General features: G+C 65.7%; 7 protein-coding genes. 5 read left to right on the top strand and 2 right to left on the bottom strand.

What is annotated here, in order from left to right; genetic code table 11:
• Positions 1-168: 168 nt before the first annotated feature.
• The 5 genes from VHK65_01280 (at position 169) to VHK65_01260 (ending at position 5,879) form a co-directional block, all read left to right on the top strand.
• Positions 169-984, top strand: a complete 816-nt coding sequence (locus tag VHK65_01280) for a permease-like cell division protein FtsX (GenBank protein ID HVS04785.1) — start codon at positions 169-171, stop codon at positions 982-984.
• A complete protein-coding gene (locus VHK65_01275) occupies positions 981-2,147 on the top strand; it encodes a peptidoglycan DD-metalloendopeptidase family protein (GenBank protein ID HVS04784.1) in 1,167 nt (388 codons plus the stop codon). The genes VHK65_01280 and VHK65_01275 overlap by 4 nt, the downstream gene beginning before the upstream one ends.
• Positions 2,148-2,212: 65 nt before the next feature.
• Complete coding sequence (locus VHK65_01270) at positions 2,213-3,421, top strand: S41 family peptidase (GenBank protein ID HVS04783.1); 1,209 nt, start codon at positions 2,213-2,215, stop codon at positions 3,419-3,421.
• 34 nt (positions 3,422-3,455) lie between these two features.
• Complete coding sequence (gene lpdA / locus VHK65_01265) at positions 3,456-4,850, top strand: dihydrolipoyl dehydrogenase (GenBank protein ID HVS04782.1); 1,395 nt, start codon at positions 3,456-3,458, stop codon at positions 4,848-4,850.
• A gap of 3 nt (positions 4,851-4,853) precedes the next feature.
• Positions 4,854-5,879: a thiamine pyrophosphate-dependent dehydrogenase E1 component subunit alpha gene (locus tag VHK65_01260; protein ID HVS04781.1), complete on the top strand. Its 1,026-nt coding sequence runs from the start codon at positions 4,854-4,856 to the stop codon at positions 5,877-5,879.
• Positions 5,880-5,915: 36 nt separating this feature from the next.
• On the opposite strand, the gene VHK65_01255 is transcribed toward VHK65_01260, so the two are convergent.
• Both VHK65_01255 and VHK65_01250 read right to left on the bottom strand, forming a co-directional pair.
• Positions 5,916-6,299, bottom strand: a complete 384-nt coding sequence (locus VHK65_01255) for a DUF2089 domain-containing protein (protein HVS04780.1) — start codon at positions 6,297-6,299, stop codon at positions 5,916-5,918.
• On the bottom strand, positions 6,296-6,658 hold a 363-nt coding region (locus VHK65_01250), incomplete at its 5' end, for a DUF4097 family beta strand repeat-containing protein (GenBank protein ID HVS04779.1). The genes VHK65_01255 and VHK65_01250, both read right to left, overlap by 4 nt.

The raw sequence follows: 6,658 nt of genomic DNA, 5'->3' as shown, positions 1-6,658 counted from the left end.
AGATCGTCGATGTCATGCGACGCCGGGTGGTGGCGATCGAGGGCGGCCAGATTGTCAAAGACGAGGACGCAGGAGGGTACCATGCACCGGCTCTGGAATCGCATTGATTTTGCCTTCAGCAGCGCGTGGCAGAACTTCTGGCGGAATGCCGCCGTCAGCATCGCCAGCGTGCTCATCGTCTGGGTGGTCTTGCTCGCCCTTGGCAGCCTGCTGCTCGTCTTGCACTCGCTCGACCAGATCGTGGCGCTCGAGAAAACCAAGGCCAGCGCCATCTCCGTTTACCTGGCCGATACGACACCGCTCAGCAGTGCCATGGATTTCAAGCTGCACCTGGAGAGTGATCCGCGGGTGACCAGCGTCGTCTACGTTTCCAAGGACCAGGCGATGGCACGGTTTCGGCAGCTGCCGGCGTTGGACCCGAGTGTGATCGACACCCTGGGCACCAACCCGCTGCCGGCCAGCCTCGATGTGACCGTCAAGGACATTCGCGACCTCGCGGCGATCGACCAGGAAGTGCGCTCCTCGCCATTGGTCGATAAGTCGCCCGCAACGAATTACGAGCCCAACGTCATCGACAAGATCATCTTGCTCGCTCGCGTGGCAGGGATTGCCGGGCTGATCCTCATTGTTGGATTGACCGGACTATCGGTCTTCATCATCATGCTCACCATCCGGACCGCCATCTATCTCCGCCGCAAGGAGATCGAGGTGATGAAGCTGGTCGGCGCCACCGACTGGTTCGTGCGCTGGCCCTTCATCGTCGAGGGCCTGATCGTCGGTGTCGTCGGGGCGGTGGTGGCGGTGCTCATCGTCGGCTTCGGTTACCGGCCCGCGGTGGTGAACCTGCAAAGCGTGCTGATCTTTGTTCCGCTGGCGTTCGATCCCTACTACCTCCGGCTGGTGCTGGCGGCGATGCTCGGATTCGGCCTGTTACTGGGAAGCATGGGGAGCTATCTGGGAGTAAGGCGGTTCCTGAAGCAGTGAGGCTGGGCCGCCGCCCCGCGGCGTTCGCCATCGCGCTGTTGACCGTGATGCTGTTGACCACGGTGTCGGATACGGTTTACGACAAACAACACCAGCTGCAGGGCCTCAACGGGCAGATCATCGCCACACGGACGCAGATCCGTCAGTTACTCGATCAGGAGCGCGCCTTGCAGGCGCAGATCGCCGCGCTGAACGCGCAGCTCGCCTCGGTTCAGGCCCAGGTCGACCAGGAGACGGCAAAGCTGGTCCTGCTCGGGCAGCAGGTCGACCAGGCCAAGGTGCAGCTGGCGCTCAAGCAGGCGGAGCTTGCCAAGCATATCGCCGATTTCGGCCACCGGATGCGGATCATGTACAAGAGCGGCCAGGTCAGTGGCCTCGAGCTGGTCTTCTCCGCCGCGAACTTCACCGACCTCATGAATCGGATCTTCTTCTTCAACGACATCGTGCGGGAAGACCGGCGCCAGCTTGCCGAGCTGCAGAAGGAGCGGGCCGCGATCGAGACGATGAAGGTCGACCTCGAAGCCAAGCAGGCCGAGCAAACGCAAGTGGTCAAGCAGATCCAGGATCAGAAGGCCCAGCTAGAGACGGTGCGCGACCAGCGCGCCGCCCGCGAGCAGCAAATCGCCGCGATCGAGGCACAGTTCCAGGCGCAGCTGGCCGAGATGCAGGCGCAACGGGCCGTGTTGCAGGCGCAGATCGCCTCGCTCATCCGTGAAAGCTTCCGGGCGCGCTCGTCCGGCAAGTGGAAATGGCCGATTGACGGTGTCATCACCCAGGGCTTCGGTTGCACCAGCTATCCGTTCGAGCCCTACGACCCCACCTGCCCCAGCAAGCACTTCCACAGCGGCCTCGACATCGCCGCCGATTATGGCACCGCGGTGCACGCCGCCGATGGCGGCATCGTGCACAACTTCACCATGGCTTGTAGCTGGGGAGGCGGGCTTTGTGGTTACGGGCGCTACGTGGTCATCGTCCATGCCGGAGGCTTCACCACCCTCTATGGACACCTCTCCAGCTGGGCCGTTGGCGACGGCGTTCAGGTCGACAAGGACACCGTCATCGGATACGAGGGCAGCACCGGAAACTCCACCGGACCGCACGTCCACTTCGAGATCGACCTGGCCGGCATGCCGGTTGACCCGCTCGCCTACTTGCCGGCGTGATCGAGCCACACGGCGACGTAAGCTCCGATCCTGGGTCAACATCGGGTCGGAACGATAATCGACTCATGTCCCGAGCCAAAAACATCGCGATCCTGCTTGTTGTGGCGATCGGCGCCTTTTACGCCGGCAGCCTCGCCGAGTTTCAATTCGGTGCCTTCGCGCCCGACTGGGCGAAGTCGCTGCTCTTCTACACGCCGCCGAAGTCCAATGTCGATTACCGCACGCTGGACGACGTCTTCACGACGATCCAGCAGCATTACGTCAAGCCCGATGCCAATGGCGTCAAGTTGACCGAGGGCGCCGCCGCCGGCATGGTCAGCGCGCTTGGGGATCAGTTCTCGCGCTACCTCACGCCCGCCGAGTACCTCGCCAACCAGAGCTTCCTCAGCGGCCAGTTCGCCGGGATCGGCGCCTCGGTGCAGATGAGTGGCGCCCAGGTCGTGCTGGTGAGCATCATTCCGGGAACGCCCGCGGAGAAAGCGGGCGTGAAGGCCGGGGACGTCGTGACGGCGGTCGACGGGCAAAGTACCAAAGGGTGGACCGCCGACGACGCCGTCAACCACATCCGCGGCAAGGCGGGGACCACGGTCAAGCTGCAGATCAGCCGGGCCGGCCAGACGCTGACCTTCGACCTCACCCGAGAGGAGATCAACGTGCCCAGCGTCGCCACCCATATCTTCAATAACCGCGTGCTCTACGTCCGAATCTTCGAGTTCGGCGGCCGAACCGCAACCGAGTTCGACCAGGCACTCAAGGACAACCTCAAGGGATCGGTGAGCCAGGTCGTGCTCGACTTGCGGGACAACCCGGGCGGCTACGTGGACGCCGCCAATGACGTGATCAGCGAGTTCGTGAACCAGGGAACGAGCACCATCCTGGTGTCACGCGGCGGGCATGAGGATGTGAAGAAGGTCACCGGCACCGGTCGCGCCTTCAACAACCCCCTCGTCGTCCTCGTCAATGAGAACTCGGCGAGCGCCTCGGAGATCACCGCGGGCGCGATCAAAGACCACGGTCGGGCCCAGCTCGTGGGCGTCAAGTCCTTCGGCAAGGGTTCCGTCCAGGAGGATTTCCCGCTGCGGGACGGCGACCTACACCTCACGATCGCCGTCTGGCTGACGCCCAATCGGCACTCGATCGAGAAGACGGGCATCACCCCCGACAAGACGGTGACGCTCGCCAGCGCCCAGGACGAATATGCGGTGGACCGCACCCCGAACGACTTCGCAAAAGACACGCAACTGACCGCGGCGCTGGCGCTGTTGGGGGCTTAGGTCGCCGCCCGGCGGTCGCCTACAATCGTTTTGTATGCCGGACGAGGCGTTTGACGTAGCCGTCATTGGGGGCGGCTCCGCCGGATATGTCGGCGCCATTCGTGGGGCCCAGCTGGGGCTCAAGGTCGCAGTCATCGAGAAGGAGAAGGTCGGCGGCACCTGCCTGCATCGCGGCTGCATCCCGACGAAGTCGTTCCTCCATTCGTCCGAGCTGGCCCACCAGATCCATGGCGCCGCTGCGCTCGGCTTGAAAACCGAGGGCCTCGAGGTTGACTGGCCGGCCGTCCTGAAACGCAAAGAAGCCGTTGTGAACCAGCTCTGGCGCGGCACCGAGTTTCTGCTGAAGAAGAACAAGGTCACCGTGTTCAAGGGCGAGGGCGTCATCGAGTCGGAGCACAAGGTCGTCGTCAACGGCAGCGGCGAGACGATCGATGCCAAGAACCTGGTGGTCGCGACCGGCTCCCGGCCGAAGTCCCTGCCCGGGCTCACCATGGACGGTGACCGGGTGATCAGCAGCGATCACGCCGTCAACCTCGAGCAGATGCCGAAATCGATCGTCATCGTCGGCGCCGGGGCCGTGGGGACCGAATTTGCCTGCGTCTACAACGGCTACGGCGCGGACGTGACCCTCGTCGAGTTCCTGCCGACGCTCCTGCCGCTCGAGGACGCCGACGTCGGCCAGGCGCTGGGCAAGATCCTCACCAAGCGGGGCATCAAGGTGCTCACCGGCGCCCAGGTTCAGCCGGACACGGTCAAGCGGGCCAACGGCAAGATGACGGTCGCCGTCAAGAGCGGCGACCAGACGCAGACGATCGAGGCGGAGCGGATGCTGGTCGCGGTCGGCCGTGAGGGGATCACCGACGGCTTTGGGCTCGAGAAACTGGACATCCAGCTGGAGAAGGGCTACATCAAGACCGACGAGCACTACCGCACCGGACATCCCAACGTCTATGCCGCCGGCGACGTGATCGGCAACTTCCTGCTGGCGCACGTCGCCTACTACGAAGGCGAGCACATCATGGAGCACATCGCCGGCAAGAACCCCAAGCCGCTCGACTACAACCGGGTCCCACGCGCGACCTACACCTACCCGCAGGTCGCGAGCCTGGGCTTGTCGGAGAAGCAGGCCCGCGACCAGGGTCTCAAGGTCAAGGTCGGGAAGTTCCCGCTGGTCGGTAATGCCAAGTCCGTGATCCTCGGTGAGACCGAAGGCTTCGTCAAGATCATCAGCGATGAGGCCTCGGACGAACTGGTCGGTGTCTTCATCATCGGCCCGAATGCCACCGAGCTGATCGCCGAGACGGCGCTGGCGAAGCTCCTCGAATCAACGCCCTTCGAGATCGGGGCGAGTATCGCGCCGCACCCGACCGTCTCCGAATCCGTCAAGGAGGCCGCGCTGGCCGTCGACGGCGTCGCGATCCACATTTAGCCGATGGCCCTGAAGACGACGGAGGTCGAAGCCAAGGGCGGCCAGAGCCGCCACCGGTCGCTGGGCTTGAGCGACGAGCAGGCGCTTCGGATTTACGAGGTGATGCGGCTGGCGCGGGCGGTCGATGAGCGGATGTGGCTGATCAACCGCCAGGGTCGCGCGCCCTTCGTCATCTCCTGCCAGGGGCAGGAAGGTGCCCAGGTCGGGATCGCGGCGGCTCTGCGGACCGGTTACGACTGGGTCGCGCCCTACTACCGCGACGCCGGCGTCATCCTCTGGTTCGGGATGACGGCGCGCGATCAGATGCTGTCCTTCTTCGCACGGCGCGAGGATCCCAACAGCGGCGGCCGGCAGATGCCCGGGCACTTCGGCAACCGCCGCTTGCACATCGTGACCGGCGGCAGTCCCGTCGCTACCCAGTTGCTGCACGCGGCCGGCGTGGCACTGGCCTCGAAGCAGCGGAAGGAGGATGCGGTGACGGCGACCTTCTTTGGCGAGGGTGCGGCCAGCCAGGGCGACACGCATGAGGCGATGAACTTTGCGGGCATCCACAAGCTGGCCGTGGTCTTCGTCTGCGAGAACAACGGCTACGCCATCTCCGTCCCGCTGCGGCTGCAGTCGGGCGGGGCCAGCCTGGCGGCGAGGGCCGCCGGCTACGGCATCGTGGGAGAGACGGTCGACGGCACGGACGTCCCGGCGTGCTACCGGGTCGCTCGGGAGGCCGTCGCCCGGGCACGGAACGGCGAGGGGCCGACCCTGATCGAGGCCAGGATCTGGCGTCTCAACGCGCATACCTCGGAGGACAACCACGCCAAGTACCGGACTCCCGAGGAGCTTGTCGAGGCTGCCGACCACGATCCGCTGGCCTGCTTCGAAGCCTGGCTCGAACGGCAGGGCTGGCTCTCGGCTGACGAGGCCCAGCGCGTCCGCCAGCGCTTCGAGCACGAGGCCTCCGAGGCGGCCGACTGGGCCGAAACCCAACCCGACCCCCGCCCCGAAGACCTGGCCGCCCACGTATACGCCCCGTAGAACACTGTTCCTGCCCTCAGGTGGAGGGGACCCTCGCTACTCGGGCTTGCCGGTCAGGCCTTCCATGGCTTCGTCGACGTCGATTTCGCCGCGGGCCAGGCGTTCCAGGAGTTCGACCCTGGCGCCTGCGGGCGGGCGTTCGGTTGCCAGGCCCAGGCGGGCCAGTAGCTGGTCGAACCTGGCTCGGGTGGTCGGGTAGCTGACTCCCAGGTGTCGCTCGAGCTCCTTCATGTTGCCCCGTGAGGCGAGGAAGTGGCGCAGCAGCTGCCGGTCGTCCGCGCCCAGGGCGCAGAACTCGCAGGCCTCGAAGTCGCCGGCGATCTCGGTCCCGCAGGAGCGGCAGCTCAAGCGCGTGAGGGCGAGGCGCTCCCCGCAGACCGGGCAGTCGCGGGGAGCGTTCCGGGGTTGGCGCGGGCTCAATCGGTCACGACCCGAACCGAGCCCATGGTCGTCGAAACGTCGAGGGTGCCCCGTCCGTCTCCGATCAGCCAGGCTCCGTCCTGCTGCTGACCCGACACGCTGACGCTGCCGAGCGTTGTCTTGGCGGTGACCCTGACGCTGGACCCCTCCTCGAGGCGGAGCTTGACGCTGCCGGCCTCGCAGGTGACGCGCGAGGCGCCGTGGTCCAGGCGGCCGCTGGCGCGGACGCTGCCGGCCCGCGCGGTCAGCTGCAGCGGTGAAGCAAAGCCCTCGATCCGGGTCTGGCCCGCCTGGACGTCGGCCTTGATCGGCGCCTTCACGTCGCGGATCCTGAGGCTGCCGGCCTGTGACTGCACCTC

It is taken from the genome of Candidatus Dormiibacterota bacterium (assembly GCA_035544955.1).
Classification (GTDB): domain Bacteria; phylum Chloroflexota; class Dormibacteria; order CF-121; family CF-121; genus CF-13.
The sequence above is the reverse complement of the archived record's forward strand: the minus strand, read 5'-3'. Positions and strand labels throughout refer to the sequence as shown.

What these genes read in the sequence shown, in the direction of transcription:
- VHK65_01270 (HVS04783.1), top strand. Translation starts at nt 2,213, where the DNA reads ATGTCCCGAGCCAAAAACATCGCGATCCTGCTTGTTGTGGCGATCGGC.
- lpdA (HVS04782.1), top strand. Translation starts at nt 3,456, where the DNA reads ATGCCGGACGAGGCGTTTGACGTAGCCGTCATTGGGGGCGGCTCCGCC.
- VHK65_01260 (HVS04781.1), top strand. Translation starts at nt 4,854, where the DNA reads ATGGCCCTGAAGACGACGGAGGTCGAAGCCAAGGGCGGCCAGAGCCGC.